Source organism: Neobacillus sp. GCM10023253 (genome assembly GCF_042653105.1).
In the GTDB taxonomy this organism is placed as follows: Bacteria; Bacillota; Bacilli; order Bacillales; family Cytobacillaceae; genus Neobacillus; species Neobacillus citreus.
On sequence record NZ_JBHSHV010000019.1, the window covers coordinates 23,903 to 50,607 of the forward strand.

At 39.5% G+C, this 26,705-nt stretch carries 24 protein-coding genes, 1 tRNA gene and 2 pseudogenes; 18 read left to right on the forward strand and 9 right to left on the reverse strand.

What is annotated here, in order from left to right; translation table 11 throughout:
* Positions 1-36 precede the first annotated feature (36 nt).
* Entirely contained in the window at positions 37-930 is an 894-nt protein-coding gene (locus ACFPA1_RS21405; RefSeq protein WP_378585570.1) for a DMT family transporter, read from the forward strand.
* Between the two features lie 66 nt (positions 931-996).
* On the opposite strand, the gene ACFPA1_RS21410 is transcribed toward ACFPA1_RS21405, so the two are convergent.
* Positions 997-1,896: an AraC family transcriptional regulator gene (locus tag ACFPA1_RS21410; RefSeq protein ID WP_378585385.1), complete on the reverse strand. Its 900-nt coding sequence runs from the start codon at positions 1,894-1,896 to the stop codon at positions 997-999.
* Positions 1,897-2,077: 181 nt separating this feature from the next.
* Between ACFPA1_RS21410 and ACFPA1_RS21415 the strand changes: the two genes are divergently transcribed.
* The 4 genes from ACFPA1_RS21415 (at position 2,078) to ACFPA1_RS21430 (ending at position 6,599) form a co-directional block, all read left to right on the forward strand.
* On the forward strand, positions 2,078-3,340 hold the full coding sequence (locus tag ACFPA1_RS21415) for a Zn-dependent hydrolase (RefSeq protein ID WP_378585388.1): 1,263 nt from the start codon (positions 2,078-2,080) through the stop codon (positions 3,338-3,340).
* Entirely contained in the window at positions 3,333-4,583 is a 1,251-nt protein-coding gene (gene dpaL / locus ACFPA1_RS21420; RefSeq protein ID WP_378585391.1) for a diaminopropionate ammonia-lyase, read from the forward strand. The genes ACFPA1_RS21415 and dpaL overlap by 8 nt, the downstream gene beginning before the upstream one ends.
* A gap of 22 nt (positions 4,584-4,605) precedes the next feature.
* Positions 4,606-5,775 carry a M20 aminoacylase family protein gene (locus ACFPA1_RS21425; RefSeq protein ID WP_378585394.1) on the forward strand — a complete coding sequence of 390 codons (1,170 nt, stop codon included), beginning with the start codon at positions 4,606-4,608 and terminating at the stop codon, positions 5,773-5,775.
* A 194-nt stretch (positions 5,776-5,969) separates the two neighbouring features.
* Complete coding sequence (locus ACFPA1_RS21430; protein WP_378585396.1) at positions 5,970-6,599, forward strand: class I SAM-dependent methyltransferase; 630 nt, start codon at positions 5,970-5,972, stop codon at positions 6,597-6,599.
* Between the two features lie 195 nt (positions 6,600-6,794).
* Here the strand turns inward: ACFPA1_RS21430 and ACFPA1_RS21435 are convergent, their stop codons facing one another.
* Positions 6,795-7,952, reverse strand: a complete 1,158-nt coding sequence (locus ACFPA1_RS21435) for a pyridoxal-phosphate-dependent aminotransferase family protein (RefSeq protein WP_378585399.1) — start codon at positions 7,950-7,952, stop codon at positions 6,795-6,797.
* Between the two features lie 140 nt (positions 7,953-8,092).
* Positions 8,093-8,885 (reverse strand): annotated as a pseudogene (locus ACFPA1_RS21440) (L-lactate permease); the annotation flags it as partial.
* A gap of 6 nt (positions 8,886-8,891) precedes the next feature.
* Here ACFPA1_RS21440 and ACFPA1_RS21445 point away from each other — a divergent pair.
* Positions 8,892-9,176, forward strand: a pseudogene (locus ACFPA1_RS21445) (LutC/YkgG family protein); the annotation flags it as partial.
* A 180-nt stretch (positions 9,177-9,356) separates the two neighbouring features.
* Here the strand turns inward: ACFPA1_RS21445 and ACFPA1_RS21450 are convergent.
* From ACFPA1_RS21450 to ACFPA1_RS21465, 4 genes are all read right to left on the reverse strand, one after another.
* Positions 9,357-9,470, reverse strand: a complete 114-nt coding sequence (locus ACFPA1_RS21450) for a YjcZ family sporulation protein (RefSeq protein ID WP_213141187.1) — start codon at positions 9,468-9,470, stop codon at positions 9,357-9,359.
* Positions 9,471-9,508: 38 nt separating this feature from the next.
* Positions 9,509-9,631: a YjcZ family sporulation protein gene (locus tag ACFPA1_RS21455; RefSeq protein WP_213141186.1), complete on the reverse strand. Its 123-nt coding sequence runs from the start codon at positions 9,629-9,631 to the stop codon at positions 9,509-9,511.
* Between the two features lie 273 nt (positions 9,632-9,904).
* Complete coding sequence (locus ACFPA1_RS21460; protein ID WP_213141185.1) at positions 9,905-10,051, reverse strand: hypothetical protein; 147 nt, start codon at positions 10,049-10,051, stop codon at positions 9,905-9,907.
* Positions 10,052-10,164: 113 nt separating this feature from the next.
* On the reverse strand, positions 10,165-11,121 hold the full coding sequence (locus ACFPA1_RS21465; RefSeq protein WP_378585404.1) for an EamA family transporter: 957 nt from the start codon (positions 11,119-11,121) through the stop codon (positions 10,165-10,167).
* A 322-nt stretch (positions 11,122-11,443) separates the two neighbouring features.
* Here ACFPA1_RS21465 and ACFPA1_RS21470 point away from each other — a divergent pair, with 322 nt between their 5' ends.
* The 7 genes from ACFPA1_RS21470 to ACFPA1_RS21500 all read left to right on the forward strand — a co-directional run bounded on the left by ACFPA1_RS21470 (position 11,444) and on the right by ACFPA1_RS21500 (position 19,166).
* The gene (locus ACFPA1_RS21470; protein WP_213141183.1) at positions 11,444-11,821 is read left to right on the forward strand and encodes a RidA family protein; all 378 of its coding nucleotides are present in this window, start codon (positions 11,444-11,446) and stop codon (positions 11,819-11,821) included.
* A 332-nt stretch (positions 11,822-12,153) separates the two neighbouring features.
* Positions 12,154-12,531, forward strand: a complete 378-nt coding sequence (locus tag ACFPA1_RS21475) for a PaaI family thioesterase (RefSeq protein WP_213141182.1) — start codon at positions 12,154-12,156, stop codon at positions 12,529-12,531.
* Between the two features lie 77 nt (positions 12,532-12,608).
* Complete coding sequence (locus ACFPA1_RS21480; RefSeq protein WP_378585407.1) at positions 12,609-13,601, forward strand: zinc-dependent alcohol dehydrogenase family protein; 993 nt, start codon at positions 12,609-12,611, stop codon at positions 13,599-13,601.
* A gap of 327 nt (positions 13,602-13,928) precedes the next feature.
* Entirely contained in the window at positions 13,929-14,468 is a 540-nt protein-coding gene (locus ACFPA1_RS21485; protein WP_378585410.1) for a sigma-70 family RNA polymerase sigma factor, read from the forward strand.
* Positions 14,461-15,876 (forward strand): DUF4179 domain-containing protein, encoded by a 1,416-nt coding sequence (locus tag ACFPA1_RS21490; RefSeq protein ID WP_378585412.1) that lies wholly within the window; start codon positions 14,461-14,463, stop codon positions 15,874-15,876. The genes ACFPA1_RS21485 and ACFPA1_RS21490 overlap by 8 nt, the downstream gene beginning before the upstream one ends.
* Positions 15,877-16,029: 153 nt before the next feature.
* On the forward strand, positions 16,030-17,739 hold the full coding sequence (locus ACFPA1_RS21495; protein ID WP_378585573.1) for an FAD-binding dehydrogenase: 1,710 nt from the start codon (positions 16,030-16,032) through the stop codon (positions 17,737-17,739).
* 494 nt (positions 17,740-18,233) lie between these two features.
* Positions 18,234-19,166, forward strand: coding sequence for an alpha/beta hydrolase (locus tag ACFPA1_RS21500; RefSeq protein WP_241113800.1), 933 nt, complete (start codon positions 18,234-18,236; stop codon positions 19,164-19,166).
* A 140-nt stretch (positions 19,167-19,306) separates the two neighbouring features.
* Here ACFPA1_RS21500 and ACFPA1_RS21505 read toward each other — a convergent pair whose 3' ends face one another.
* Positions 19,307-20,269: an NAD(P)H-dependent glycerol-3-phosphate dehydrogenase gene (locus ACFPA1_RS21505; protein WP_378585416.1), complete on the reverse strand. Its 963-nt coding sequence runs from the start codon at positions 20,267-20,269 to the stop codon at positions 19,307-19,309.
* Between the two features lie 259 nt (positions 20,270-20,528).
* On the opposite strand from ACFPA1_RS21505, the gene ACFPA1_RS21510 reads away from it, so the two are divergent.
* Positions 20,529-20,602: transfer RNA gene (locus ACFPA1_RS21510), tRNA-Gly, on the forward strand.
* Between the two features lie 63 nt (positions 20,603-20,665).
* Here ACFPA1_RS21510 and ACFPA1_RS21515 read toward each other — a convergent pair.
* Positions 20,666-21,337, reverse strand: coding sequence for a B3/4 domain-containing protein (locus ACFPA1_RS21515; RefSeq protein ID WP_378585419.1), 672 nt, complete (start codon positions 21,335-21,337; stop codon positions 20,666-20,668).
* A gap of 107 nt (positions 21,338-21,444) precedes the next feature.
* Between ACFPA1_RS21515 and queG the strand changes: the two genes are divergently transcribed.
* From queG to ACFPA1_RS21535, 4 genes are all read left to right on the forward strand, one after another.
* Positions 21,445-22,575 (forward strand): tRNA epoxyqueuosine(34) reductase QueG, encoded by a 1,131-nt coding sequence (gene queG / locus ACFPA1_RS21520; RefSeq protein WP_378585421.1) that lies wholly within the window; start codon positions 21,445-21,447, stop codon positions 22,573-22,575.
* A 306-nt stretch (positions 22,576-22,881) separates the two neighbouring features.
* Positions 22,882-23,775 carry an amidase domain-containing protein gene (locus tag ACFPA1_RS21525; RefSeq protein ID WP_378585576.1) on the forward strand — a complete coding sequence of 298 codons (894 nt, stop codon included), beginning with the start codon at positions 22,882-22,884 and terminating at the stop codon, positions 23,773-23,775.
* 60 nt (positions 23,776-23,835) lie between these two features.
* Positions 23,836-24,309, forward strand: coding sequence for a tRNA (uridine(34)/cytosine(34)/5-carboxymethylaminomethyluridine(34)-2'-O)-methyltransferase TrmL (trmL, locus tag ACFPA1_RS21530; protein ID WP_213141176.1), 474 nt, complete (start codon positions 23,836-23,838; stop codon positions 24,307-24,309).
* 318 nt (positions 24,310-24,627) lie between these two features.
* A complete protein-coding gene (locus tag ACFPA1_RS21535; protein WP_213141175.1) occupies positions 24,628-26,523 on the forward strand; it encodes a PrkA family serine protein kinase in 1,896 nt (631 codons plus the stop codon).
* The last annotated feature ends 182 nt before the right edge of the window (positions 26,524-26,705 follow it).

A 26,705-nucleotide genomic window follows, 5' to 3' on the forward strand; every position in this document is an offset into this window, starting at 1 on the left:
GCTGCAAGTCTCATCGCGGATTCGTAGGAGTAGATGATGAAATCTAAAATTCAGTTTATATTATCAATGATTATTTTCGGTACAATTGGTTTAGTTGTTCGAAACATTGATCTATTTTCGAGCGAAAGGGCTTTACTAAGTAGTTTCATAGGCTGCATATTTTTACTGTTAATATTCTTCGTGATGAAGAAAAAAATATCATGGAATGTAGTTAAATCTAATGCTTTATTTTTGATTCTTTCAGGTATTGCATTGGGAGGAAATTGGATTTTTCTTTATCAATCATATGACCATACGACAATTGCCAATGCAACGCTAGGTTATTACTTTGCACCTGTATTTGTGATGATTCTTTCTCCCTTTGTACTTCGGGAACAATTATCCATCAAGAAAATTGTGTGTATTGGTGTATCGATCATAGGGATGTTAATGATTGTAGGAGAAGGCCTGAGAGCATCGAGCGCAGACGACCTTCTTGGACTTTCCTTTGGATTAATCGCAGCTGCATTTTATGCTGCGTTATTGCTGCTAAATAAATTTATTAAAGATATGGGAAAGTTAGAGCTAACCATCATTCAGCTTGGAACAACCACTTTACTTCTAATGCCATATGTTTTCTTGACTTCCGGCTTTGGTATCTTTGAAGTATCAAGCTCATCCATTCCTTTTATTTTAATTTTAGGGATTATCAATACAGGAATAGGGTTTTGGTTATTTTTCTCTGGTATGGAAGGATTGAAAGGACAGAGTATAGCTATGCTAAGTTATGTGGATCCATTTGTGGCTATATTGATTTCTGCCATTATTCTGCAAGAACAAATGACAATTGTTCAAATGCTTGGTGGACTACTGCTATTAGGCTCTACATTTGTTAGTGAAATTAGATCAACCAACTGTTCAAATCAATTAATGAAAACACCGGCTGAATAAAGTTAAAAATTGTGTAGAAGTGTACTTAAAGTAACGTCACCTTTAGTTTAAAATAAAGAAAATGGCTCAGTTCAAACGTAACTGGGCCATTTTATTTTTCTTGTATGCTAATGGAGTCATGTTCATGGAATCTCTGAATTTATTAATAAAATAACTCGTACTATTAAAACCAACTTGATAGGCAACTTCCGTAATATTCGAATCATCTTGCTGCAGTAGATATAAGCTTTTTTGAATACGATAATCGATCACATAATTTAATGGTGTACATTTTAGAAATCGCTTGAAATATCGGCAGCATTCAGAACGGCTCAGCTGACCTGCCCTTGCAATATCCTCTAACATAATTTTTTCTGTATAATGCTGTTGGATCCAGCTTAACATTTGCTTCATTCTTTGGCTCTTTACTATTTCTGTCTGAACAAATTCTAGTTTAAAACCATTATCGATTAAGTTTTTCCAAATGAATGGTAGTCTTATTGATATATCTATTTCATAGTATTGGGACTTTTGCTCAATACATTCATAGATTTCTAAAATGGCATCTAAAATGTTTTTTCCCCAAATCTCATTTGCATCTATATATAAGTAGGGTAAATTAGTCGCTTGAATATAAGGTTTTACATAAGTAGGATAGAGTTCTTGTGACAAAACAAAATAGGGTGACAGATTTAAGCAAATATAGACACAACCCGAGCGATCCTTTTCCTGTGCCATGTGCAGGCATCCACTATTGATAAACAGTCCATCACCTTCTTGAACCACGATCCAATCTTCATTAACTTGAAAAATTGCCTCCCCTTTTACGATTAACACAAATTGAATTTCGTCATGCCAATGAAGAGGAATATAGCCATGGATATTTTGATTGATGGTGGTTTTATAACATGCAATTGGCATAACGACTGTATGGTGTTTGGTTAGCTCTTTTAAGCTTTCATCAATCATGAAGTTTTTCATTTGCATAACAAACACCTCAATATTCTTATATTTTTCTATTCAATTTTAGTATTTTTATAGCAAATATTCAATTACCATATGATTATAATTATATTTTAAAATGTGATTCACCAAACATCAGCAAAATTGCCAATATGTTTTAAGTTGTTTCTAAACAAACTTTACATGTTGAAAAGGGGAAATGAACATGATTTCAAAGTTAAATCTATCAATCAATAGTGAACGTTTACTTAACCGCTTACAAGAACTTGGTCGAACTGGTTTGGACGATGATAACAAACGAACAAGATTAGCTGCTTCAGATGCAGATAAGGTTGGACGTGACCTATTATTCACATGGATGAAGGAAGCGGGATTGGAAGTTGAAATCGACAGAATCGGTAATATCTTTGGTATTTGGTATGGTACTGAAAATAGAAATGAAGCACCCATTATGCTAGGTTCGCACATCGACACGGTCATTAACGCAGGCATGTACGATGGATGCTACGGAGTTCTTTCTGGGCTTGAAGTAATTAACACTTTAAAGGAGACAGGTTTTATTCCATCTCGTCCAATTGCAGTCGCAGCATTTACCAATGAGGAAGGAGTGCGCTATCAGCCGGACATGATGGGATCTCTTGTGTATGCTGGCGGGCTCTCAGCAGATGAGGCGCTTGCACAGGTAGGTACGGATGGCACCATTTTGAGGGAGGAACTTGAACGTATTGGCTATGCTGGTACGAAGGAGCCTGGCTTTTTAACGCCACACGCTTACATTGAGCTTCATATCGAACAAGGTCCAATTTTGGATAAAATGGGTATTCCAATTGGTGCGGTTGAGAATCTTCAAGGCATTTCTTGGCAGCGCATTACGATTGAAGGTGTTGCCAATCACGCCGGTACTACACCAACTGATATGCGGCGTGATGCAGGACTTGCCGCAGCACGGGTGATAACTTATTTACGCGATCGGGCGAACGCTTCTAATGGGCAAACTGTTGCAACGGTTGGAACCATTGAATTTAAGCCAAATGCTGTTAATGTCATTCCATCATTGGCCACCTTAACTGTGGATTTGCGTGATCCTAACGAGCAGAGACTGGGAGAGGAAGAGCAAGCACTTGCCAACTATCTCAAAGAACTGGCGGCATCGGAAGAAGTATCCATTACATCTGAACAATTGGTACGTTTTCAACCAGTAACTTTTGATGAAACAATCGTAAAATTGATAGAGCAATCTGCAGGCGGACGCGGACTCGCGTCAAGACGTATGACATCCGGCGCGGGACATGATGCTCAAATGATGGTTCGGATTTGCTCTACAGCCATGATTTTCGTTCCAAGTATCGACGGTATTAGTCATAATCCTAAGGAGTATACAAAAGATACCGATTTGGTTGCTGGAACTAATGTTTTGCTCGACGTAGTTAGTAATCTTGCAGTAAAGGAGGAACTTATAAATGGTTAAAGAAGTAATTACAACAAAAAACGCACCTGGAGAGATTAAATATATTCTAAATGAAAATGCGAGAAAAACAGATACTGAGAAGGCATCTGCAGCATTTATGAACCCTGAAGTAGTGGAAAAGGTAAGAAATTTTCATAAGAGTTTCCCAGAGTATAAAGTAACTCCACTTCACAGCTTAGATAAGTTGTCCAAACAATTAGGTATAAGCCATATATGGGTGAAGGATGAATCCTATCGATTTGGACTTAATGCTTTTAAAGTATTAGGGGGTTCCTATGCTGTCGGCAAATACTTGGCAGAGAAATTAAACGTTGAGATTTCCGAGCTTTCTTTTGAAAAACTAAGAAGTAATGAAGTGAAAGAGAAACTCGGGAGTATTACGTTTGTAACAGCAACGGATGGGAATCATGGCAGAGGAATTGCTTGGGCTGCCAACCAGCTAGGACAAAAATCAGTCGTATTGATGCCAAAAGGGTCTTCGGAAATTAGATTAAACAATATCCGGAAAGAAGGAGCAGAAGCCTATATAACGGATCTTAACTATGATGATACAGTTAGGCTGGCAAGCCATAAAGCGGAAGAAAATGGCTGGGTCCTGGTACAGGATACGGCCTGGGATGGATATGAAAAGATTCCAACTTGGATTATGCAGGGGTATGGAACACTCCTGGATGAAGCAGTGAAGCAGATTGCTGAAGTTGGTCAAGACCGCCCGACCCATGTGCTATTACAAGCTGGAGTGGGTTCTTTTGCTGGCAGTATGCTCGGATATCTAGTAGAGAAATTTGGAGAGGAACGCCCTATTACAGTTATAGTCGAACCAGATAAAGCTGATTGTCTATACCAATCTATTAATGTGGGTGATGGGAAGCCACATTCCGTAACCGGAGCTTTGGATACGATTATGGCAGGTTTAGCGTGTGGGGAACCAAGTACCACTTCTTGGGGTGTTTTAAAAGATTATGCTGAAATCTTTGTCTCATGTCCAGATCATGTGGCCGCACGAGGAATGCGAATTCTTGCAAATCCGTTGGGTGGTGACCCTCATATTGTTTCTGGCGAATCTGGTGCAGTTGGTATGGGATTAGTTAGTCTAGTGGTTGATAATTTAACGCTCAATGCTATGAAAGAAACATTGAATCTGAATCAAGATTCGAAAATTCTAATTATCAGCACAGAAGGTGACACGGATCCAGATCATTATAGAAAAGTAGTATGGGATGGGGCCTATCCATCGGTTTAATGATTGAGAGGGTGAAATGAATATGATGAATGGAAATTTTGAAAGACAGCTTACTGAGTGGAGACACTATCTTCATACGCATCCAGAAAGTGCTTTTGAAGAAAAACATACTTCTGAATTTCTTGCTAAAGTACTAACAGATATGGGATTAGAGGTTCATAGAAATATTGGGGGTACTGGAATCATTGCTAATCTTACAGTGGGCGACGGGAAAGGTATTATCGGTATTCGCTCAGATATAGATGCTCTTAATCTAACTGAAGTGGGGCAACACTCATATACCTCCCAGAATCCGGGTAAAATGCATGCGTGTGGTCATGATGGACATATGGCCACAGTATTGGGTGCAGCCAAGTTATTAACGGAGCGCAAAAATTTTAACGGGACAGTTCGGTTTATTTTTCAGCCTGCGGAGGAAATTGGTAAAGGCGCTTTTGCCATGATGCAAGACGGACTTTTTGAACGTTTTCCAGTAGATGAGATTTATGGAATGCACAATATGCCAGGCATGCCTGCGGGTTCCATTTCAACACGCACGGGCGGAATTATGGCAAGTGAGGATAACTTTGTGATCCATATTAAGGGACAAGGTTCACATGCTTCAAGCCCCCATATGGGTAAAGACCCCATCGTGATTGCGTCTGAAATTATTCTTGCTTTGCAAACCATTATCTCCCGAAATATGAACCCGAATGTTCCTGCTGTCATTTCCTGTACTGAATTTATAACAGACGGGATTCGAAATGCTATACCTACAAATGTAGTGATTAAGGGGGATACTAGAAGTTATACTCCTGAGGTACAAAGGCTATTGGAAGAACGGATGCGGACGATTAGTGAGGGAATTTGCAAAATGAATGGGGCAGAATGCCAATTTGAATATACCCATGAATTCGCACCGACGGTTAACTGGGCAGAGTGTGTTGATATGGCCGTAAAAGCAGCCCGAAATGTGGTCGGCGAAAAAAATGTGGATGGAAATTGTCAACCATGGATGGCTTCTGAAGACTTTGGTGCGTTTTTGCAGAAAATCCCTGGCTGTTTTGTATTTATAGGAAATGGTGACGATTCTGAAGGAATCGGCAATGTTCCACTTCATAACTCAAGCTATGACTTCAATGATAAGATCCTTACAATTGGAGCGGAATATTTTGCAGAGTTAATTAAAGTCCGCTTGCCAAAAGTAAAATAGCAAACAAAAGGTCAACTTCACGGAATGGTCCGGAGAGTTGACCTTTTGAATTTTTTGAAATCCCTCAGGGGGTTCCGATTCAATAAAATTAAGCATTGGCTATATTGAATTGGCTATATTTTAAATTAATATTGAAATTTGATATAATTTCGAGAATATATGAATGGTCAATGTTTGTAAAGGAGACCTGGGGTATGACAGAATTTTGGGAATCAAGTTTTATAGAAAATCAAATGATGTGGGGATTTGATCCTGCAGACTCCGCCATCGTGACAAAGGACTTCTTCCTTGAAAAGAAAGTGAAGGATATATTGATTCCTGGTATTGGATATGGCAGGAATGCAAAGGTTTTTATTGATAACGGAATAAATGTAACAGGTATTGAAATTTCAAAAACAGCGATTGATTTGGCAAGGCAAAATGGGCTTCATTTTAGTATTTTTCATGGATCAGTAACTGATATGCCTTTTGATAACAAACTTTATGATGGTATATTTTGTTATGCCCTTATTCACTTATTGAATCAAAGTGAGAGAGAGAAGTTTATTAATGATTGCTATAATCAGTTAAAGCCAAACGCATATATGATTTTTACGACGATTTCCAAAGAAGCCCCCATGTATGGAAAGGGTCAACAACTAGGTAAAGACTATTTCGAGACAAAAGATGGGGTAAAAATGTTTTTTTATGATGCTGACTCGGTCAAACAAGAGTTTGGAAAATATGGACTGATAGAAACTTCGGAAATTGCTGAGCCACATAAGAATATGGAAAATAAACCACCATTTAAATTTTTAATGGTCAAATGTCAAAAAGGACTATAATTAAAGCAAGATATGTTTTATTTTTAGAAGACAAAGTGAAAAAATTTCCTTAGGAAAAATATAAAAGAAGGAAGTCTTGGGCGGAGACTTCCATCTTAATGGGTAGGTAATTCATATGCTTGAAAAGCTATGGCATACATTAAGATATGCTTGACTGTTTTTTCTGACAAGGCTAAATTTAATTTTATTCAACTTTTATTTCAAATTGGCGGCCAAGAACACTTTTTGTGCAGCAATAACTCCAGCGCCTGGTTCAAAGGTGTAGTTGAAATCCTGCAATCCTGCTTCCAATAGAGAAACCGCCTGAAGAATATCGCTTGGGAAACAGTAACCCATATGCCCAAATCGGAACAGCTTACCTTGCAGGTGACCAAGCCCTCCAGCAAAATCAAGATGGTATTTCTTCTTCAGATGGCCTAAAAATGTCCCGAGATCCAATCCTTCTGGAGTAAGAATAGCTGTAATCGTCGGCGAAGCATACTCATCGGACGTCAACAAGCCAATAGATAGAGCCTTCATAGATTCGCGAACCATGTTTTTCATAAGTTCATGCCGTGCCACTGTTTGCACAAATCCGCCTTCCTCCTCAATCAAATCACATACAGCAGAAAGACCGTAAATTAATGAAACAGCAGGCGTATTAGGTGTCATCCCTTTCTCTGCCCATTCACGATAGCTCAATAAATTTAAGTAATATGAAGGTGTATTATTCTCTTCAATTACTTTCCATGCACGGTCACTAATACTTAAAAAAGCGAGCCCAGGAGGCAGCATCATTGCTTTTTGTGACCCTGTTACTAAAATATCAACACCCCATTGATCCATTTCCGCAGGTGCTCCGCCAATACAGCTGACGCCATCAACAATAAATAGCGCGTCAGTTCGGGAACGTACAATCTTTGCTAATTTGTCAATTGGGTTTAAAATCCCCGTAGAAGTTTCGTTATAAGTAGCGAAGACAGCTTTAATATTGGATAGGGGCTTTAGAAACTCAGCAAGTTCTTCCGGTGTACAAGCTTCACCCCAAGGTTTTTCCAGCTTATGTACATGAAAGCCAAATTTTTCACAAATAGAGACGAAATAATTTCCAAAAGCGCCGACGGTAATAACAACCACTTCTTCACCAGTAGAGACAGTATTTACAGCTGCAGCTTCTAATGCCGCGGCACCACCCGATGGGATGAGTAAAATATCCTGCTTTGTTCCAAAAACAGGCTTCACACGTTTTGTTGTTTCCCGATATAGCTGTACAAATTCTTCACTGCGGTGGCTCATCATATCTTGGCTCATCGCAAGCTGTACTTTCTTCGGAATAGGAGTTGGTCCAGGATGTCTTAAAATATTTGAATACATACATTTTCCTCCAATATAACCTTATATAAATATTAATAGTACTCCAATTAAAATAAAGCAAATATGAAAGTCTTTTTCTTTTGAAAATGCTCGAAAGGCTGCTTTCTATAAGGGTAGAGCCTTTCGAGCATTTTCAATATTTAAGGAATCATAAAGGATAGAACTGAATTTGCAGCCAAACGATGATTCCAATAATAACGACTAGGAAAATACTATGTTTGATTGTAAAACGGAACAAATCTGATTCTTTTCCGGCTAGTCCAACAGCTGCACAGGCAACTGCTATTGATTGCGGCGATATCATTTTACCGGTTACTCCCCCGGACGAATTCGCGGCAAGTGCAAGCACAGGGTCCATTCCAATAGAAGTAGCTGTAATCTTGTGCAGATTCCCAAACAGCAAGTTGGCTGATGTATCCGAACCTGTTATAAACACTCCCAGCCAGCAAAGGAATGGTGAGAAGAAAGGGAATAAAACCGATCCAGTTTTGGCCAAAGTCATTCCTAGAGTTGTGGTCATTCCGGATGCATTAGTAATATAGGCAAATCCGACAACAGAAGCAATTGTCAGAATTGGATACTTTAATTCATTTAAAGTTTCACCGAATGTTAGAATCCAGTTTTACCATGAGATTCCAACAATAAATTTAGTAAGAATAGCTGCTATTAAAATGGCCGTTCCTGCTGCCCCGAGAATTTCCAGCTTGTAATCAGCAGCAACTGGGGCCCCTGCAGTATTGATGATTTTATTATTTAAAAACGGCACTTCAGGCATAAATGTCAGCTTGGATCCAATAGCGTTAATGGCTTCAGAAATGTATTGGCACTTTCATAATGCCCAGTAAGTGTCAGCTTTGCAGTTGGGATTCCCCAAATCGAAATGATTGCCGTCAGCACAAGGAATGGAGACCATGCCTTGAAAATTTGCGCACCAGAATTCTTGCTGAATCTGGTACAGTTGTTTTGTTTAGCGATAAAGATAAGGGAAGAACGGTTAGCTTTTTGCCGGCAACATCGATTATGCTGATTCCGAAGAGCAGCCTTGTTCCAAGGATGACGCAGGCTGCAGTGAAAATGCGGGAGATTTATCAAGAAACCGGACATGTGGCGTCCTGCATCAATTTTATTTCTGGCCCAAGTAACTCGGCCGATATTGAGTTGAATCTGGTTGTCGGCGTACATGGTCCAATAAAGGCTACTTATATTGTGATTAATGATTTATAATTTTTGATGAGGGGTCGTTCCTTAGATGGACACGGCTCCTTTTTGTTTTCTATGTAAAAGGTGCAAATGTCTATTTGACAAAATAAAATAGCAAACAAAAGGTCAACTCCTTCGATTCGTCCGAAGAGTTGACCTTTTGTATTTTTAGAAAACCCTAAATTTTTGGGGGTTCTAATCTAATTAATAAAAGCAAGATGCGCCAACAATGATTAAAAGAATGAACAATACAACGATTAAAACAAAGCTGCCGCCGCCGTATCCATAGCCGCCATAGCCATATCCACCGTAGAACATTATAATATCCCACCTTTCATTGAAGTTAATAAACGGACTTAGTAATAAAAGCCGCCATAGCCTCCGTATCCGCCGACAAAAGAAGCACCGACGATAATTAAAAGGATAAACAATACCACAATCAGCGCAAAACCTCCGCCGTATCCTGCACCATCAGCCATCCTAATACCTCCCTTACTTTTCGGTAGTAATAAGGTATGTTGAAAATAAAAAAGCGGGAAAGGCTTTCATCCATTTTTTTGAAATTGTTATTAAGAGAGGGAAAGATTGTTTTAGCGAAGTTTATGGTCGTGGTTGTCCATGTTTTGGCAGAAACATGGATCAATATTGGATTAACTGGGGAGTGAATAACGCTTGGGTTTAGAGCCAAGCGTTGATAGGTGTAGTATTAGTTTGCTATACGGTATGCCATTTCAAATGTTTGAAACTTACTGTTAAAGATTTTCTGTATCAATTCTTGGGATTACTGGTTCAAAAGCTGTTGCTGTCCTAGCATTATCATTATGTCGATCGTCGTTTTCGTATCGATCTAATTTACTGTCTCTTTCTAGGTGTTTGGAAGTTTTCTTATTGTCAGCCACCTTATCACCTCCTAGGGATAATATGTCCAACTTTTCCCTTGATAATAAAAATGGTTTGGAGCATATCTTAACTTTTTAACGAGGCGGTGCTGAAATAAAATTATCGATTTACCTTAACTAATGTGTTTTTTTAATTCACCAGTCATGTAGGATTTATTTTTTGCTTTTTGTTTTGCAATTTTATTTTTCATTAACAATAATTTTCCAGTTAACATGGTTGGTAAACTTATACCAAGAAGGATTATTACGATCCCCGCTACCTGTATCGTGCTGACAGTTTCGCTTAGTAATATAACGGACACCATTACCGCAATTGGCAATTCAATAGCACTCAAAATGGATGTCATGCCTAATCCAACTTTAGGAACGGCAATAGTAAATAAAAACACCGGAAAAATCATGCCAAATAACCCTAATGCCAAACCATAAATCCAAAGTCCTTCGTTAAACAAAGTACCATTCCAAATAATCTCTGGAGATTGAAATGCAGCAGACATCATAAAAGCAAAGAAAGAAACAAACACCAAACGGCCAGAGGTATTCATCCTTGCGGTTGCCCGGCCGTTTACATATAAAAATAGTGAATAACAAAAGGCTGCCGCTAACCCCCATATCCACCCTTGTAAAGGTATTTTCGTTAAATCAACATCAATTAAACCGGCTGCCGGTATGGTCCCCAAAACCAATAATAGTATTGAAATAAATTCAATTCGAGTAGGTAGTTGACGCTTTGTTATACAGGAAATCAGCATACCGATCCATGTAAATTGAAATAGGAGAACAACAGCCAAAGAAGCTGGTAAATAGTTCAGAGAATGTCCATATACAATATTTGTAAAACCGGTTAAAATGCCTGCAAAGATTAGCATTTTAATACCTTTAAAGCTTATTTTTGTTCTGCTTGTCAGGAAATAAATACTCACAGCAATGCAAAAACCGATAAAGAATTGACTTGTAACAGCTTCCGAGGCTGAGAAACCACTGTTCATTGCCAGTTTTATAATTGTTGAAACTACACCATAACTACTCGCGGCTATTATAACTAAGAGAGGGTACAGATACTTCCTCATATTCTACCTCCTGCAATATTTTTTTATCTTTTTAAGGCAAAAAAATCAAAACTACAATATAAAGCAAAGATTTACTATTTTTGTAATCTATAAGATTACTTTTTAAAAGTATAGTATATAACTAAATAGTTTACAAACGTTTGTTTATTATGGAAACTATTGTTTAAAAAGGTTGAGGTTGTTTTTAACACTTTTTTATAATGCCAAATGGGCATTTGCAGACATTGCTTGGAAGGACGGTTTTATTGCTTATATCTTCCATATAACTTACAATTTCTTCATATACTTATTTTTTTCTTTTTATCTAAAGGAGGAGTTTTGTATGTCAAGAAAGGCTTTTAGTGCATCTGGAGCGGTTGCTGTTGGTCCGTACTCACATGCAATTGAAGCAGGAGATTTAATATTTTTATCTGGGCAAACCCCAGTAGACTCACAGACTGGAAAGCTTGTAGAAGGAGATATTATTGAACAGACAAATCAGTGTTTTAGAAATCTATTCAATGTATTGGAAGCAGCAGGTTTAACTCCAGATCATGTTGAAAAAGTGAATGTCTTCTTAACGGATATGAATAATTTCACAGCAATGAATGAAGTTTATTCTAAACAATTTTCTGAGCCGTATCCAGCTCGTACAACTATAGGTGTGTCAGCCCTGCCTCTTGGTGCACAAATTGAAATCGAGATGATAGCTAGAAGATAAAATTTCTAGAGTTAAAAGTGTGTTATCAAGTGTGTATTTTTTTAAAAATGACCCGTTATTATTCATTTTTGGTTTTCGTGTAGGTATGAGATTTATAGGCGGAGAATTTCCGGCTAATGTATATAGTGGAGGCTTAAGAAGGAGATATAAGCGGAGAAATTCCGGTTAACTACTCCAAAAAAGACAAAATCCAAAGATTAGTATAAAATAACCGGAAAAACTTCCTTTATTTTTAGGGGAATACGGGTATTTCCCAATTTAAGCGGAATTTTTCCGGTTATTTTTCAAACACAGTGAAACCAACATTCAGTTTAATTCAAGAGGTGTACCAGATGTTTATAAGACAACCATTTGACGAATTTTTAGGTTTGAAATACGAAAAGATTGATAATAATTTGCAAATCATATTGCCGGTTCAGGATCTATTCATTAATAGTGCAGGGGTTATACATGGTGGTATCATTTCTTCTTTGGCTGATGTAGCCGTATCAAACTTGATACCAGCAACTGAAGACGGGATACAACAAGCTGTCACCGTTGATTTAAATGTTTCCTTTATGAAACCCGCCACTGGTACATACTTGATGGCAAATGCCAAAATCGAAAAACAGGGGAAAACTTTAATTCACACGGAGTGTTCGATTTATAATGATAAACAAGAAATTGTAGCTAAATCTAGAGCAATCCTATTTCGAACAAACCTAAAATAAGCTTGATGTGGCTAACGGGTTCCAACTAAAATACTATAATTAAATAATTCTAATTTATATAAGGAGCCTATATTGTTTTGGAGGCAAAATATATTAATTTCTTTGAATTCGGCAGTCCTAAAGATGTGTTAAAAATCGAATATAAAACCATTGAACCACCAAAAGAACATGAAGTTCTTGTTCGAATGTTGGCACGACCTATCAATCCTTCGGATTTAATTCCAATTAGAGGGGCGTATTCTCATCGAATTTCTTTACCAAATATTCCTGGTTATGAAGGAGTTGGGATTGTAGAGAATGTGGGTCCTTTAGTTTCAAAAAGCCTTATTGGTAAACGGGTTTTACCTTTACGTGGGGAAGGTACATGGCAAGAGTTTGTTAAGACAACAGCAGAATTTGCCGTTCCTATACCTGATTCTATTGATGATTTTACTGCATCACAAATGTATATTAATCCCGTTACAGCGTGGGTGGTTTGTACGGAAGTTTTAAAATTAAAACCAAATGATGTTTTATTGGTTAACGCATGTGGTTCTTCTATTGGGTATATTTTTGCTCAATTATCAAAGATTTTAGGTTTTCAATTGATTGCAGTGACTAGAAATAATAAGTATACAGAGGAATTACTTCATCTGGGTGCTTCTAATGTGATCGATACCTCTATAAGTCGTCTAGATGAAACCGTTATGGACTTGACAAGTGGAATGGGTGCCGATGCTGCCATTGATTCTGTTGGAGGTACGGATGGTAATGAATTAGCTTTTAGTATCCGCCCAAATGGACATTTTTTATCAATCGGTCTTTTATCGGGGATACAAGTAAATTGGGCCGATATTGTAAATCAAGCAAAAGTGAATGCGAATATGTTTCATTTACGGAATTGGAATAAAAATGTCTCAGCAAAAAAATGGCAAGAAACGTTTAATTATTTAATACGGCTAATAGATGGAAAAAAATTACGTTTGATGATGGTCGATTCTAAGTATGACTTGTCGGATGTCAAAAAGGCAATTGACGCTGTTGAATCTTCTAATAAAACAAAAGGGAAAGTATTTTTAACAAGTTACTGAGTTCATTCTTGTTCATTATACGGGTAGCTTTAGTTGAATAAACTCCAAAAGAAATACAGGGAATAGCTTAGTTCATATGGGGCTGGGCTATTTTTTTGAAAACAAAAAGCACCGCAAATACGGTGCAAATGGATATTCATTTTACTTTACATTTTAAGCAGTAAATTCCCGTTTTGCTATAGAAAGCGGAAACCAAAAATGGTTTCTGCTTTTTATTTTGAACGTAGGATTTTAAATACATGATATGCTTTTCTTGGAAAGTACTTAAACTTTTTGAAACTTTTCTTGTTAATAGATTCCACTAATTAGTAAAGGGGGTTAAATAAGATGGAAATAGAAAGCCACCGGCTAGTTAAAAAAGCAATCAAAGGTAATAAAAGCGCCTTTGAAAAGTTAGTTCAACAACATTATGAAAGAATCTACCGTACTGCCTATCTTTATGTACATAACGAAGAAGATGCGTTGGATGTTGTCCAAGAAGCAACCTATCAGGCCTTTACATCTATCCATTCGTTAAAAAATCCGGAGTATTTTATGACCTGGCTAACCAGGATTGTCATACGATGTTCGGGACATGTCCTAAAGAGAAAAAGCAATGTTGTTCCTTTGAGTGATGAGATATTGTCAAACCTGCCGGGTCAGGTACATCCAAACATTGAAGAATCAATACAGCTGCTTAACGCCATTCAGCAGCTGAGAGAGAATTACCGTACTGTGATTATCTTATTTTACTATTACGATTACTCGATAAAAGCGATTAGCAGTGTCATGGAAATTCCAGAGAGTACTGTAAAAACCTATTTAAGCAGAGGCAAAGCGGAGTTAAAAAAATCCTTTAAAAATGAGGAGGACCAATGCCATGGATAACAAGGAACTCAAAACAGCAATAGAGAAAATACCTGTGCCCAAAGAAAAAGTATTTAGCGCCATTTCCAAAGGGATAAACAAGGAAGGCAATAGGGAAAAGGCAAAGAAAAAGAGGGTTCTTGCAGGTGTGGCGGCAGCTGCTGCTCTTCTTGGAATCACCATTGCCTCAGGATTTGTTAATCCTACCATGAATAGGGTATTAGCTAAAACCCCTTTAATAGGCGGGATTTTTCAAGAATTTAATGATGCAACAGGTGTGGAGTTAGCTAATCAGAATGCAGTTACAGAATTAAATCAAGCAATTACAAGAAATGGAGTGACTGTAAAACTGACCAGCGCCTACTTTGATGGCAGTGTGGTATCCATTACAGGATTTGTAGATGAAGATGTTGAAAAGGGGGGAAACGAAAAAGGTGAAGTAAGCTTTGATATAAACTTTGAACACTATAAAGGGGATCATGACCCTTGGCTAAATGGAAAGTCAAATGACATTAAGAAAGTGGAAAATGGATATAACTTTCAATGGAAAATGGACTATCCATATAAATCATTGAAGGAGAATTTTACTCTTCCCATAACGATTCATAATATCAATGGGATAAAAGGTGAATGGAATTTTGAAATTCCCATTCAACAAGAAAAAAATCGTACACTTGTTATTAATCAGGAGCAAGGTTACCCGAAAGATGAGGTCAAAATCCGTATAAAGGAGATTCTTACCGCAAAAGCATCATCTTCGCTTATTTATGAGACCGTGGAGAAATACAAGGGTGATGTAATTAATCTATCAAAAGCAGTTGATAATAAAGGAAAAGTGTATAGGTTTGAAAACCCAACATATCTCGAGGAATCGAAACAAGAAGATGGATATCATAGTACCGTTCGGACAGAGATGACCAAACTCCATTCAGATATTACTTCACTTACCTTTTATCCTCGGTTATCGGCAGCAGATCCAAAAGTACAACAGCTTTTGAATAGTAAATCTTTCACCTTAAAAAGCACACGGTTCAATTTTGGCCTGCAGGTAAATGATGTTACTCAAAAAGGTGAGAAATTGGTAATCGATTATCAATTTACAGGGCTTCCGAAGAATTTGAGTCAAGGTCAACTTGAAACAATTAACCATAATTTGGAGTACCTTTTTTGGTTGGTGGATAAGGAATATTTAACCAAGATTGACCCGGAAAATCCTTGGCCTCCTAAAAACCATGGTATTCCCTTTAATAAAGTAAAAATGGTTGATAAGGCAACAGCACACTTCCAATCCACATTCGACTTAAATGGAGAAGAAAAGATTGAGAACTTTAAACTGGAAAACACAATGTTGCTATTTGATTTTTCAAGCTTTGTCCCATCTAAGGATTTAAAACCATTTACTGTTGTACTTCCAGTGGGGAATGAATGAACAATGAAAGTAACTCATTTTGTGGAACAGATAGTTGACGAGTGGAATTCTACATTGATAGCCAAATAGAATTAACAGTAAGATCTCTCTATTAAGTTATCATCTCCACAAATTTTCTGATGATGATTAAAAAAATAATAAAAAGGTGGTAACATATCATTATCTGAAAATTTAAATAGGCGTTGGATGGAGATGGAGGAAAGCGGAATGGAGTTCGACGTAATTGTGGTAGGGGCCGGACTTGCCGGACTAGTAGCAACGGCGGAAATCGCTGATGCCGGGAAAAAAGTGCTGCTCTTGGACCAAGAGCCCGATACCTCGATGGGTGGACAGGCCTGGTGGTCGTTCGGTGGTTTGTTTTTAGTCGATTCCCCGGAGCAGAGGAGGATGGGGATCAAGGATTCCAAAGAGCTAGCCCGGCAGGATTGGCTGGGATCGGCGGGATTCGACCGGGAAGACGATGAAGATTATTGGGGTCGAAAATGGGCGGAAGCTTACATTGATTTTGCGGCAGGGGAGAAACGTGCCTGGCTGCACGGGATGGGGGTTCGCTTCTTTCCAGTTGTTGGCTGGGCCGAACGCGGCGGCTACCTTGCAGATGGGCATGGGAACTCCGTGCCGCGCTTCCATATCGTCTGGGGAACCGGTCCTGGTATTGTCGAGCCATTTGAACGCCGTGTCCGTGAGCACATGAAAAATGGGCTAGTGGAGTTCCGGCCGCGCCACCGGGTAGACGATCTGATTACAAGTAATGGTGCTGTTACAGGCGTAAGTGGTTCTGTTCTTGTCCCTAGTTCCGCCGCCCGCGGGGAGGACAGCAGCAGGGAAGTTGCAGGCAGCTTTGAATACAGTGCCAAAGCCATATTAGTTTCAAGCGGTGGAATTGGTGGCAACCATGATTTGATTCGGAAAAATTGGCCAAGCAGGCTTGGCGAGCCTCCTCAACAAATGCTTTCAGGCGTCCCGGCGTATGTTGACGGCCGAATGCTCGCCATTACCGAGGAAGCAGGCGGCCGCATTGTCAACCGCGACCGCATGTGGCATTATACGGAGGGCATCAAGAATTGGAATCCGATTTGGAACAAGCATGGTATTCGGATTCTGCCAGGGCCTTCCTCCATTTGGCTGGACGCTCGCGGTCAGCGTTTTCAGGCACCAAACTTTCCGGGCTTCGACACATTGGGCACCCTTGAAGCCATCAAAAAGACAGGCTATGACTACTCTTGGTTTATTTTAACGAAAAAAATCATTAAAAAGGAATTTGCCCTATCCGGCTCGGAACAAAATCCAGATTTAACGGGAAAAAGCATTCGTAAGGTGTTAGGGAGAGCAATTGGCGATGCGCCTGCTCCAGTTAAAGCCTTTATGGATAAAGGGGAGGACTTTGTCATCGCAGATAACTTGGCTGACCTGGTCAAAGGGATGAATAACCTGACAGGAGAAAATTTATTGAATTTCGCGGATATCGAACGCCAAATAAAAGCACGTGACAGGGAAATCGGTAATAAATTTACCAAAGACCTTCAGATTACAGCAATGCGCGGAGCGCGTCATTATATTGGTGATAAGTTAATCCGTGTGGCACCGCCGCACAAAATCCTTGACCCGAAAAACGGCCCGCTGATTGCCGTCCGTTTGAATATCGTCAGCCGGAAAACACTTGGAGGCTTGCAGACGGATTTATCAGGAAGGGTATTGAATAAATTGGGCAATCCTGTTCCCGGCCTATATGCTGCCGGTGAGGTATCCGGATTCGGCGGTGGTGGTGTCCACGGCTATCGTGCCCTTGAAGGGACTTTTTTGGGTGGGTGTCTGTTCACTGGCCGTGTTGCGGGAAGATCCATTGCTGCAGAATTGAAATAGATTAATAGAAGGATAGGAACGTCTTTACTGAAAAGTAGAGTCGTTTTTTTGCATGAACAACGAGATGTTCAATTATTTTTCACCAAAAATACTACAAAAGTAATAGCTGCATTAAAAAATTTGTAAAAATGGCTTATAGTTTCTTCTCTAAAAAAGTTATATAACTAAATTAATAAATATTATTGAGGTGAGTCTATTGAATCAAAATACGCATGTTAGATACAAGGGAAAAGATTATGAGATTATCTACAGGTATACTTCCGGTTATTGCGAAATTAAAGAAATAGACTCTTTATATAACGTGGAGCTGGTTCATATAACTGAATTGACGATTGCATGTTAAATTAAAGAAAGCGTTGACAAACTTTAAATCCTCTTATATATTCTTGTTAAGTTAATCAAAGTGTCGGAGAACTGGAGATTCACACAATTGCTATGCTGTAATTGGGTGGGTCTCTTTTTTTATCATTATTGTAAGAATGGAAGTGGTTGTGGTGGCTGTGCAGACAGGTTTTTCTTTTCAATCAACTGATGGCGTGGAAATCTTTGCAAGCAAGTGGGTGAAGGGGAGCGAGGATAAGCCTCGTGCCATTGTGCAGCTGGCACATGGTATGGCCGAGCATATTATGCGTTACAACAGGTTTGCAAGGGAATTGGTTTCCAACAATATATTTGTCTACGGTAACGATCACCGCGGCCATGGCAGAACCGGTAATAAGACAAACAGTATCGGATATTTTGCCAAAGAGCAGGGGTTCGAAAAGGTTGTTCAAGATATGCAAACCCTGACAACCATTATCGAAAAAGAAAATCCTGATGTGCCGATTTTTTTATTCGGGCATAGTATGGGCTCTTTTCTATCAAGACGCTATATTCAAATATTTGGGGATAGACTTGCTGGTGTGATTCTTTCCGGCACAGGCGGTGACCCAGGTCTTCTTGGGAAAATCGGCAAAATGGTTGCTTCTAGGGAGAAAAGGACGAAAGGCGATAGGGCGCCTAGCCCTTTGATGAATAATTTAACCTTCGGAAGCTACAATAAAGCGTTTCGTCCAGCCAGGACTGAGTTTGATTGGTTAAGCAGGGATGAACAGGAGGTTGATCTATATTTGGCTGATCCGTATTGCGGCGGTGTTTTTTCAAGCGGCTTTTTCCATGATCTGCTTCTCGGCTTGGAAACTATCAATAAACCCGAAAACATTAGGTCTGTTCCGTCGTGGCTGCCAATTTTCCTTATTTCCGGAAGTAATGACCCGGTAGGCGCGAATTCAAAAGGTGTCATCAAAACTTATCAAACATATAAACAGGCAGGGATGGCTGATGTAAGCTATAAATTATACGAAGATGCCCGCCATGAACTCCTGAATGAGCTCAATAGGGACGAAGTTTATAAGGATGTTGTGAATTGGATTCATAAACATATTTAAAAAGTCCACCATTTAGTAACGGGTTCCATTCCCTATCGCAAAAAAACCTGAAAATACAGCCGAATATGTAAACAATTTGTACCGTGTTTTGTACTAAAAGAAATGGCTCAGTTTAACTATACTGAGCCATTTCCCATCCTCTAAAACTCAAATTTTACAGGTCTTAAAAATAAATCTTTTAATGTTTCTTCTGCATTTTTATTCTCAAATATGATCTCAAATAACGCATTACAAATTGGGAGTTGAGCGTCATACTGCTTGGATAATTCCATCAATGCCTTTACAGTTGCAACACCTTCTGCTAATTTTCCAAACTCTTTTCCTTCTACTAATGACTGACCGAATTTTCTATTATGACTATGTTCAGAAAATAACGTTGCTTCAAAATCTCCGAGATGACTTAATCCATATACAGTTACATCATTTCCTCCCATTGCTCTAACAAGCCGAGAGATTTCCCTTGTTCCCCTTGCCATAAGTGAACCTTTTAAACTGCTATAATTTAACCCATCTAACATTCCTGCTGCTATACCCATCACATTTTTTGCTGCAGCGCCAATCTCATTCCCAATAAGGTCTTGCCCATAGTAGAACCTAATTAAATCACTATTTAACTCTTGGACAATTTTTTTGGTTACTTCAATATTGTCAGAACCGATCACCATACAGTTTGGTATATTACTCACGAAATCTTGTACGTGCCCAGGTCCAACCCATACTGCAGTATTTACATTTCTTCCAACCTCTTCTCCAAATACTTGGGAAAGTCTTTTTCCACTATTAGCTTCTAACCCCTTCATACATAAAATAAATGTTTTACCTTGTATTGTATTTAATGTACTTAATTGATTTGCAAATGAACGTAATTCTTGTGCACTAATGGAAATAATTATGATTTCTGCAAATGATATTGCTTTTTCTAATGAATTAGTTAGTTCTACATCTTCTGGTAAAGAAAGATAATCATTTCTTCGAGTTTCTTTTAATCCTATAAAATTTCTGGAGCTTTCTCTCCCCCATAACATAGCATTGTGTCCAACTTTATTAGCATACCAAGCCAAAAAGGTCCCCCAACGTCCACAACCTAAAACTGAAATATTCAATATTTCACCCTCATTTTTTTAAATTCATCATCTTCTCTTTTAAAATTGCCCTTCTATCTCTTGAAACATCATTACTCTTCATCATCTCAAAGCCCATGCGAATGCAAGATTTGAATCGCCTAGCACTGGCTAAGCAGAGTCTTTTCATCACCTTTGAAAAAATTCGACAAAATTCGTGTTTTTCTCTTGACGATAGTTTGTGAAATATGTAATATTATAAAGGTCGGATTTGTTAATAAATATTTCACACTTTTGATATGCGGGTGTAGTTTAGTGGTAAAACCACAGCCTTCCAAGCTGTTGTTGTGAGTTCGATTCTCATCACCCGCTCCATACATAGTAGCCAACGCAGTGTACCGTTTCGCAAAGAACGTTGCGCTGCGTTTTATTTTTTTCTCAAGAATTCCCAAGAATCCGATAGAAAGCTTCTCCGCCATGGATTTGGACAAACATGTTCATTAAGGACTCCGTCAGCTTTTTGGCGTTCTCCATATCTGTTGATGGTCTTAGGTAAATGATTTGCAAAGCATTTTTAGTTGCAGTGGTGACTGCGCTTCTCTCAGAATCGACAAAAGGACTTCCAAACGGTCCGTTTGCATCAGATGTTAAAATAAGCCGCTCGAGAGAATTGCTTCTGCCGTTTAATCCTATATATTCCTCGCCCGCTCTTCCAATACGAATTTCAACTGGTTCCTCCAATAAATCCCTATCATAAAGACCAATCGGCACTTGATATTGCAGTGAGAAAAAATTATATAAATCAACCGCACTCTGACCGGACGCAAAGTAATTTTGCTTTTTTACTCTCCTGAACAAAGCTTCTGCCGAATGGCGATAACGGTTCGGATCCTTCCCAGTCCTCTTAAAAACATTCCGCCATTCCTGGATTCCGGGAAGGTCAGTGACATTTTTTTCTTCCAACTCAAAGAAAATCGATTCCTGAAAAAGCTGAAGCCGCCCCTTTAACATCTGTGGTGATTCGCCTACTGTTATATTGCTATATTCGATTACCCCGACTTTAAAATTGGGTATCAGTTCTGTTAACTCTGTTGAAACCTGAATTTCCAACGTTTCCACCTCCAAAATTTCCTTAAAATAGTTTATCATAGATAGATGGCTGATAATAATTAAACAACTTTTTTATAGATCAAAACGTGTGAAGGGAGGTTAAACCAATGGACGTTCGAAAATTTAAGCAAGAAGTCATAGCTTACAGCAAAGAAATCGGTATCGATAAAATTGGATTTACTACTGCTGACCCATTCACGGAATTGAAAAACCGATTAATCCGCCAGCAGGAACTGGGCTATCAATCAGGCTTTGAAGAGCCGGATATTGAAAAACGGACCACTCCTGCATTAATTATGGATGGTGCTCAGTCGATTATTTCAATCGCGTTAGCATACCCTTCAAAAATGACAAACCGTGTGGAGAGTAAAAAGGGTGAACGGCGAGGGATTTATGCCCGCGCTTCGTGGGGTCAAGATTATCATCATATTATTAAAGACCGACTTCAGAAGCTTGAGGAGTTTATTTTAATGAAGCTACCGGAAGCGCAGCTGAAATCGATGGTCGATACAGGCGAGCTCTCCGACCGTGCTGTCGCCGAGCGGGCGGGAATTGGCTGGAGCGGAAAAAATTGTGCCATTATTACCCCGGAGTTCGGCTCGTATGTTTATTTAGGCGAAATGATTACGAGTATTCCATTTGAACCGGATTCTCTTGTCGAAGATCAATGCGGTTCCTGCACGAAGTGTTTGGAAGCATGTCCGACGGGAGCATTGATTCAAGGCGGACAGATTAACGCGCAGCGTTGTGTTTCTTTTTTAACGCAGACGAAGGGATTTATTCCTGATGAGTTCCGCGACAAAATCGGCAATCGTATTTACGGTTGCGATTCCTGTCAGACCGCGTGCCCGCATAACAAAGGTAAGAACTTTCATTTTCATGTTGAAATGGAGCCGGACCCAGAGGCGGTTAAACCTTTGTTGAAGCCAATTTTAAAATTAAGCAATCGCGAATTTAAAAATCGCTTTGGCTATCTGGCAGGATCCTGGAGAGGGAAGAAGCCGATTCAACGGAATGCCATGATTGCGCTGGCCCATTTTAAGGATGAGACCGCAGTTGCCGACCTAATTGAGGTTCTAGAAAACGAGGCGAGTTCCGTTGCAAGAGGGACTGCGGCCTGGGCGCTTGGTAAAATTGGCGGGGACGCTGCAAAGGCAGCATTAGTAAAAGCGTTGGATCAGGAAGCAGATATCGAAGTGCGGTGTGAGATTGAAAAAGGGTTGAATATTTTAAAATAAAGGCTCTTTTCTAAAAGATTGTTGCTTCTCGAATATAAAAACTGCTCCAAGTAAGAAGGAATAACTTATTGCCTCGCTGTATGCGACCGAACGCATGAACAAATCAGCGGTTCGGTCGCATATAGCCTTTCTATGAGCCCCAACGATCGAAAAAAGTATGCGGCTAGTCGCATAGGAGCAAAAACAACAATATGTACCAAAACAGTAACAATAAAAAGAGCGGGACCAAATACCGGTTTCGCTCTTTTTGATGTTAAATCCCGCTTCCTTTCATATGTATGAAAGTGAAAGGAGATGAACAGCCAAATGCGTGATGCCCTTCAGCAGCTTTTTGAGTTCAGGGTCCAGCAATTCGTTGCCAATCCGAACCAACGAAATGCCAAAGACTTTTTTTCAAAAGCCGAGCAGAAACGGGAAACTATTTCGAAAAGGTCAGCGGAAATCGTTAAGGTGAAAGCGTCCGGAAAAATTCTTACCACCGCCGATGAAGACGATTTCCAGCAGGTGAAATACCTTGCCCATTATCAATATTTAATCAAACAAAAAGGAAGTCTATATCTAGAGGAAGAGACAGAAGAAAGAATGGCAAAGTTTTATCACGGGGCCTTAATTATGGATGAAGAAATCCACCCGCCATTATACCAGGAGTACCAATACGAAAACCCGCCCCCATCCGAAGCCGAGCCCCCTGAACCCAATGAAGAACGAATCAGCTACCAATACAACCGACTCCAGGCTGTCCAATACGCGGAGCGCTGGTGGAACAGCTACAATCCGGCCTATAAAAAATTTGAAAACGACTGTACCAACTTTATCTCGCAATGCCTTCATGCCGGGGAAGCGCCAATGCGGGGCTATCCAAACCGCGGCACAGGCTGGTGGCTGCGAAGCTATAATTGGAGCTACAGCTGGGCAGTGGCCCACTCGCTCAAAATGTATTTCGCGCAATCCAAGCTTGGGTTAAGAGCAAAAGAGGTATCAAGCCCCGACCAATTAACATACGGGGATATCATTTGCTATGATTTTGAAGGGGACGGCCGGTTTAATCACAATACCATCGTCACCGGGAAGGATGCGGACGGGATGCCGCTTGTGAATGCTCACACGTACAACAGCCGGATGCGGTACTGGGCATATGAAGATTCCTCCGCCTATACGCCAAATATTAAGTATAAGTTTTATGCCATCATTGACGGCTAAGGTCTAATTCTTGAAAAAGTGGTATAATACCTTTTAGAGTTTTTTTAAGAGGTGAAATTCATGTCAGTGCACGTTGTCCTATACCAGCCAGAAAACCCATCCAACACCGGGAATATTGCACGCAGCTGTGCTGCCACCAATACTAACTTACACTTAATCGGGCCATTAGGTTTTTCTTTAGAAGACAAAATGCTGAAAAGAGCGGGGCTAGACTATTGGGAATTTGTTAACATGGTTTACTACAATTCTTTAGATGAATTTTATGAAAAAAATGCCGGCGGCGAATTTTATTATGTAACGGAATTCGGAATGAAGCCGCATACAGCCTTTGACTACAGCGACACCACTAAAGATTATTATTTTATTTTTGGCCGCGAAACAACCGGTCTTCCAAAAGAGGTCATTGAAAAAAATAAGGATGCAACCTTAAGGATTCCGATGAATGACAAGGTTCGTTCATTAAATCTGTCTAATACCGCAGCCATCCTCATTTATGAAGCACTGCGCCAGCAAATTTATCCAAACCTTAAATAAAAAAAGACTGCCGGAGCAGTCTTTTTTTATTTATTCGAACCTGGTTTGTCGTTGAATCCCGAAGTAAAGATTGCCGACAAAAATGCGATCATGACTAAAATGATTAGAAAAGTACCCATTATGTATATCCCCCTTCTTTAATCAAGTTTTCATTTTATACACATATAATTATTATAGCCTAACTTCTAAAAATGAAAAGGGCAAGTTTATGAAAAAAAAGAAAAAGAAAAGAGTAATACGTCTTGGTTACGCATGTTCGATTGTTAAGGTGCATAGAGTATATTAATCGTCTCTGATCAACTACAGGGGGAGGGCCTTATGGACATTTTAAAAAAAATCGAGAGGTACCGAGAAGAAGAAGAGAAACTGCGCTGGGAAGGAACGTTTGCTGATTATTTGGAAATGTTAAAGGAAAAGCCATGGGTTGCACAGTCTGCGCATTCTCGAGTTTATAATATGATTAAGGATGCCGGAATTGAAGAAGTAAACGGGGCGAAGAAATATAATTTCTTTAGCAATGAGTTATTCGGTTTGGAAGAAGCCTTAGAGCGATTGGTGGAGGAATACTTCCATCCAGCTGCCAAAAGGCTCGATGTCAGGAAACGGATCTTACTGTTAATGGGACCGGTAAGTGGAGGAAAATCTACTCTTGTAACGATGTTAAAAAGAGGATTAGAAAAATACTCCCATAGCGATCGCGGTTCGGTATTTGCCATTAAAGGCTGCCCGATGCATGAGGATCCGCTCCATTTGATTCCTCATCATCTACGTCAGGATTTCTTTGATGAATATGGAATCAGGATTGAAGGAAATCTATCGCCGCTCAATATGATGCGTTTGGAGCAGGAGTACGGCGGCCGGATTGAAGATGTTCAGGTAGAAAGAATCTTTTTCTCCGAAGATAAGCGAACCGGGATTGGAACCTTCAGTCCATCTGATCCAAAGTCTCAGGATATTGCCGACTTAACAGGAAGCATCGATTTTTCAACAATCGCTGAATTTGGTTCAGAGTCTGACCCGCGTGCTTACCGTTTTGACGGGGAATTAAATAAGGCTAACCGCGGGATGATGGAATTCCAGGAAATGCTGAAATGTGATGAGAAATTCCTCTGGCATTTATTATCGTTAACCCAGGAGGGGAATTTCAAAGCGGGAAGATTTGCGCTCATCAGTGCCGATGAGCTTATTGTCGCCCATACCAACGAAACCGAATACCGCTCCTTCATCTCCAACAAGAAAAACGAGGCCTTGCATTCACGGATTATCGTCATGCCAATTCCGTATAACTTAAAGGCTTCCCAGGAAGAGCGTATTTATGAAAAAATGATCCGTGAAAGTGATGTTTCCGATGTTCATATTGCACCGCATACGTTAAAGGTAGCATCCATGTTTACGATTCTTACCCGACTAAAGGAACCGAAAAAAGGCGATATTGATCTCATTAAGAAAATGCGCCTTTACGACGGCCAAAGTGTTGAAGGCTTTAATTCCGCCGATGTGGATGAACTTAAGAAGGAATATCCGGATGAAGGAATGAGCGGAATTGACCCACGTTACGTCATCAACCGAATTTCTTCCACCATTATAAGAAAAGAAGTGCCGTCAATAAATGCCTTGGATGTGTTAAGGTCATTGAAGGATGGTCTGGATCAGCATCCGTCGATTACCGCTGAACTGCGCGAGCGCTATATGAATTATATCTCTTTAGCACGTAAAGAGTATGATAATATTGCGAAGAAGGAAGTTCAAAAAGCATTCGTTTATTCTTATGAAGAGTCTGCGAAAACGCTGATGGATAATTATCTCGACAACGTCGAGGCTTATTGCAACAAAGCCAAGCTGCGCGATCCATTAACCGGGGAAGAAATCAATCCGGATGAAAAGCTGATGCGTTCGATTGAAGAACAAATTGGCATTTCGGAGAATGCAAAGAAGGCCTTCCGTGAGGAAATCTTAATTCGTATTTCTGCTTTTGCAAGGAAGGGGAAACGGTTCGATTATAATTCCCATGACCGTCTCCGTGAAGCGATCCAGAAGAAGCTGTTTGCCGACCTGAAGGATGTCGTGAAGATTACGACTTCAACCAAAACGCCGGATGAGCAGCAGTTGAAGAAAATTAACGAGGTTGTTGCCCGCTTAATTGATGAGCATGGCTACAATTCAACATCCGCAAATGAACTATTACGGTATGTCGGCAGTTTGTTAAATAGGTAGGGGTAAAAGACTGGTGGATGTTATTCTGCCAGTCTGTTTTTTTCACTTAATTTTGAAAATTGTCCAGCTACAGCGCCTAGGGGCTCGTCCATTTTCATAGGCAAATGAACCAATTGTCAAAACAATTTGTAAATTATTCTCCTTTTCTGCATAGGATAAAGTAATCCATATTTCACTTCATT

Excerpts from the sequence above, each read along its gene's own strand:
- ACFPA1_RS21405 (WP_378585570.1), top strand. The coding sequence starts at position 37 with ATGAAATCTAAAATTCAGTTTATATTATCAATGATTATTTTCGGTACA.
- ACFPA1_RS21410 (WP_378585385.1), bottom strand. The coding sequence starts at position 1,896 with ATGCAAATGAAAAACTTCATGATTGATGAAAGCTTAAAAGAGCTAACC.
- ACFPA1_RS21415 (WP_378585388.1), top strand. The coding sequence starts at position 2,078 with ATGATTTCAAAGTTAAATCTATCAATCAATAGTGAACGTTTACTTAAC.
- dpaL (WP_378585391.1), top strand. The coding sequence starts at position 3,333 with ATGGTTAAAGAAGTAATTACAACAAAAAACGCACCTGGAGAGATTAAA.
- ACFPA1_RS21425 (WP_378585394.1), top strand. The coding sequence starts at position 4,606 with ATGATGAATGGAAATTTTGAAAGACAGCTTACTGAGTGGAGACACTAT.
- ACFPA1_RS21430 (WP_378585396.1), top strand. The coding sequence starts at position 5,970 with ATGACAGAATTTTGGGAATCAAGTTTTATAGAAAATCAAATGATGTGG.
- ACFPA1_RS21435 (WP_378585399.1), bottom strand. The coding sequence starts at position 7,952 with ATGTATTCAAATATTTTAAGACATCCTGGACCAACTCCTATTCCGAAG.
- ACFPA1_RS21450 (WP_213141187.1), bottom strand. The coding sequence starts at position 9,470 with ATGTTCTACGGTGGATATGGCTATGGCGGCTATGGATACGGCGGCGGC.
- ACFPA1_RS21455 (WP_213141186.1), bottom strand. The coding sequence starts at position 9,631 with ATGGCTGATGGTGCAGGATACGGCGGAGGTTTTGCGCTGATTGTGGTA.
- ACFPA1_RS21465 (WP_378585404.1), bottom strand. The coding sequence starts at position 11,121 with ATGAGGAAGTATCTGTACCCTCTCTTAGTTATAATAGCCGCGAGTAGT.
- ACFPA1_RS21470 (WP_213141183.1), top strand. The coding sequence starts at position 11,444 with ATGTCAAGAAAGGCTTTTAGTGCATCTGGAGCGGTTGCTGTTGGTCCG.
- ACFPA1_RS21475 (WP_213141182.1), top strand. The coding sequence starts at position 12,154 with ATGTTTATAAGACAACCATTTGACGAATTTTTAGGTTTGAAATACGAA.
- ACFPA1_RS21485 (WP_378585410.1), top strand. The coding sequence starts at position 13,929 with ATGGAAATAGAAAGCCACCGGCTAGTTAAAAAAGCAATCAAAGGTAAT.
- ACFPA1_RS21490 (WP_378585412.1), top strand. The coding sequence starts at position 14,461 with ATGGATAACAAGGAACTCAAAACAGCAATAGAGAAAATACCTGTGCCC.
- queG (WP_378585421.1), top strand. The coding sequence starts at position 21,445 with ATGGACGTTCGAAAATTTAAGCAAGAAGTCATAGCTTACAGCAAAGAA.
- ACFPA1_RS21525 (WP_378585576.1), top strand. The coding sequence starts at position 22,882 with ATGCGTGATGCCCTTCAGCAGCTTTTTGAGTTCAGGGTCCAGCAATTC.
- trmL (WP_213141176.1), top strand. The coding sequence starts at position 23,836 with ATGTCAGTGCACGTTGTCCTATACCAGCCAGAAAACCCATCCAACACC.
- ACFPA1_RS21535 (WP_213141175.1), top strand. The coding sequence starts at position 24,628 with ATGGACATTTTAAAAAAAATCGAGAGGTACCGAGAAGAAGAAGAGAAA.